This is a genomic window from Micromonospora deserti, from assembly GCF_003236335.1.
GTDB classification, from domain to species: Bacteria; Actinomycetota; Actinomycetes; order Mycobacteriales; family Micromonosporaceae; genus Micromonospora; species Micromonospora deserti.
In genome coordinates this window covers 1-2121 of sequence record NZ_POUB01000471.1, presented here as the reverse complement: position 1 = coordinate 2121, position 2121 = coordinate 1, and the positions used below count along the sequence as shown (strand labels likewise).

Here is a 2121-nt window from a genome sequence, read left to right as displayed (position 1 = left end):
GTGCCGGGCGGGTACCGCCGATGACGACCGCAGCCGCCGTCCGCTGTGCTCCGTCCGCCGAGGAGGGCACCATGGGGATCCCCCTACCGCCGCTGCCGCCCATCCCCGCCGCGGCCGGCTACCGGCCGGGCGGGCGCAGTGTCGCCGACATCGTCGACGCCGAGCACCGGCAGCTGCTGGAGCTGGTGCGGCGGCTGACCGACCCGGAACCCGGGCCGGAGCGCGGCCGGGAGGTGCTCACCGCCGCGCTGTCGCGGCACCTCTCCGCCGAGGAGCAGTACCTGCTGCCCGCCGTCCGCGCCGCCGTACCCGGAGCGCGGGTCGACCGAGTCATCAACGCCGACGCCGCCCTGCTCACCGCCCTGAAGGAGCCGGCCGACCACGGGCTCGCCGCGGTCGCCGAGCGGATACGCCGGCACGTCGGCGAGGTCGGCGCGCTGGTGGCGGCGCTGTGCGAGGCGGCCAGCACGGAGGAGCTGATCCGGCTGGGCAACCGGCTGGAGATCGCCGAGGAGGCGGCGCCGACCCGGCCGCACCCGGGCACTCCGGCGACCCCGCCGTGGAACCGGATCGTCGAGCCGGCGCTCGGCGTGCTCGACAAGGTACGCGACGTGGTCAGCGGCCGCCGCACGTACCTGGCCGATCTGCCGGCGCCGCCGGCGGGCCGTGCCGACGCGTGACCATCACCACACCGGATCGACCGGACATCGGGGACCGTTGATCCGTCCGGGGCCTTCCGCCGGCCGCGTGGCGGTCCTACCGTCACTCTATGAATCTGGAGCTGCGACACCTGCGGGTGCTCTGCGCGATCGCGGAAACTGGGAGCGTGACCAAGGCGGCGTCGACGCTGGGGCTGGCCCAGCCGGCGCTCACCGCCCAGCTCCAGCGCATCGAACGGACGCTGGGCGGCCCGTTGTTCGAGCGGGACCGTCGCGGCGCCCGCCCGACCGCCCTCGGCGAGCTGGTGCTCGCTCGGGCCCGGGTGCTGCTGCCGGCGATGAAGGGCCTCCAGGACGAGGCGGCGCGGCTGGCCGGCGCCGGGGACACCCGACGGCGGTACCGGTTCGGCGGGGTGAACAGCCCGATCCTTGGCCGGCTGGTGCACCGGCTCGCCGCCGAGCAGCCGCAGGCCCAGATCACCACCCACGCCTCCTGGTCGGCCGACGAGCTGGCCCAGCTGGTGGCCGGCGGGCGGCTGGACTTCGCGCTGATCGGGGTGTGCGGCGACGCCACCCCGCCGGCGGAGAGCGGGCTGTGCTGGCGGGAGGTGTCGGTCGACCCGGTGCTGGTGATGCTGCCGGAGACCCACCCGCTGGCCGACCGGGACGAGGTGCGCCTGGTCGACCTGCGCCACGAGCAGTGGGTGGCCGCGCCGGGCGACGGCTGCTTCGGCGACTGCTTCGCCGCCGCCTGCGCCCGCGCCGGCTTCACCCCCCGAAAGGTGTACGAGGCCGACGTACGGGTCTGCATCGACATGGTGGACGCGGGCGAGGCGGTGGCCCTGTGCCAGGCCACCTTCCGCCCGGTCGCCGGCCTGGTGACCCGGCGGCTGACCGGGACGCCGCTGCGCTGGCGGCTGCTCCTGGGCTGGCACCCGGACGCGCCCGCCGCCCGGGTCGCCGACCTGGTGCTGGAGACGGCACTGGCGGCGTACACCGACTCGCTGGCGGCACATCCGAGGTATCTGTCCTGGCTGCTGGGCAACCCGGGCTTCGGGGTGCGGGGCCCGGCGACGACCGGACCGGTCGCCGGCGCCAACGGGGTGCGAACCGCGTAGCGACGGGTATCTGGGCGGACATGACCGACCTCTACCCCGCCGCCGACGACCGGGAACTGCTCCGCCAGGCGGCCGCCGCGCACACCGCCGCCGCCCGGGACGTGGAGAGCTTCCTGCGCCGCCTACCGCAGGTGCCCGACCCGGCCGACATCACCGAGTACGCCAACCTGCTCACCCGCGAGGAGCGGGCGCGCGCCGACCGGGAGACCGCCGCCGACGTCGCCGGTCTCACCATCCCCAGCCTCGAATCCGACCAGGGCTGACACGTGAGCCGCCCGGCTCACCCCCATTCAGGGTGCTGCCGCAGGCTGCCGAGTTACCAGCCCGCCAGCCGGGGGTGGGGG

At 75.9% G+C, this 2121-nt stretch carries 3 protein-coding genes; all 3 read left to right on the top strand.

Annotation, left to right across the window (positions count from 1 at the left end):
• Positions 1-71 precede the first annotated feature (71 nt).
• The 3 genes from C1I99_RS31250 to C1I99_RS31240 all read left to right on the top strand — a co-directional run bounded on the left by C1I99_RS31250 (position 72) and on the right by C1I99_RS31240 (position 2040).
• Positions 72-680, top strand: coding sequence for a hemerythrin domain-containing protein (locus tag C1I99_RS31250; protein WP_111137730.1), 609 nt, complete (start codon positions 72-74; stop codon positions 678-680).
• An 89-nt stretch (positions 681-769) separates the two neighbouring features.
• Positions 770-1777, top strand: a complete 1008-nt coding sequence (locus tag C1I99_RS31245) for a LysR family transcriptional regulator (RefSeq protein ID WP_111137729.1) — start codon at positions 770-772, stop codon at positions 1775-1777.
• 20 nt (positions 1778-1797) lie between these two features.
• On the top strand, positions 1798-2040 hold the full coding sequence (locus C1I99_RS31240; protein ID WP_111137728.1) for a hypothetical protein: 243 nt from the start codon (positions 1798-1800) through the stop codon (positions 2038-2040).
• The last annotated feature ends 81 nt before the right edge of the window (positions 2041-2121 follow it).

What these genes read in the sequence shown, in the direction of transcription:
- C1I99_RS31250 (WP_111137730.1), top strand. Translation starts at nt 72, where the DNA reads ATGGGGATCCCCCTACCGCCGCTGCCGCCCATCCCCGCCGCGGCCGGC.
- C1I99_RS31240 (WP_111137728.1), top strand. Translation starts at nt 1,798, where the DNA reads ATGACCGACCTCTACCCCGCCGCCGACGACCGGGAACTGCTCCGCCAG.
- C1I99_RS31245 (WP_111137729.1), top strand. Translation starts at nt 770, where the DNA reads ATGAATCTGGAGCTGCGACACCTGCGGGTGCTCTGCGCGATCGCGGAA.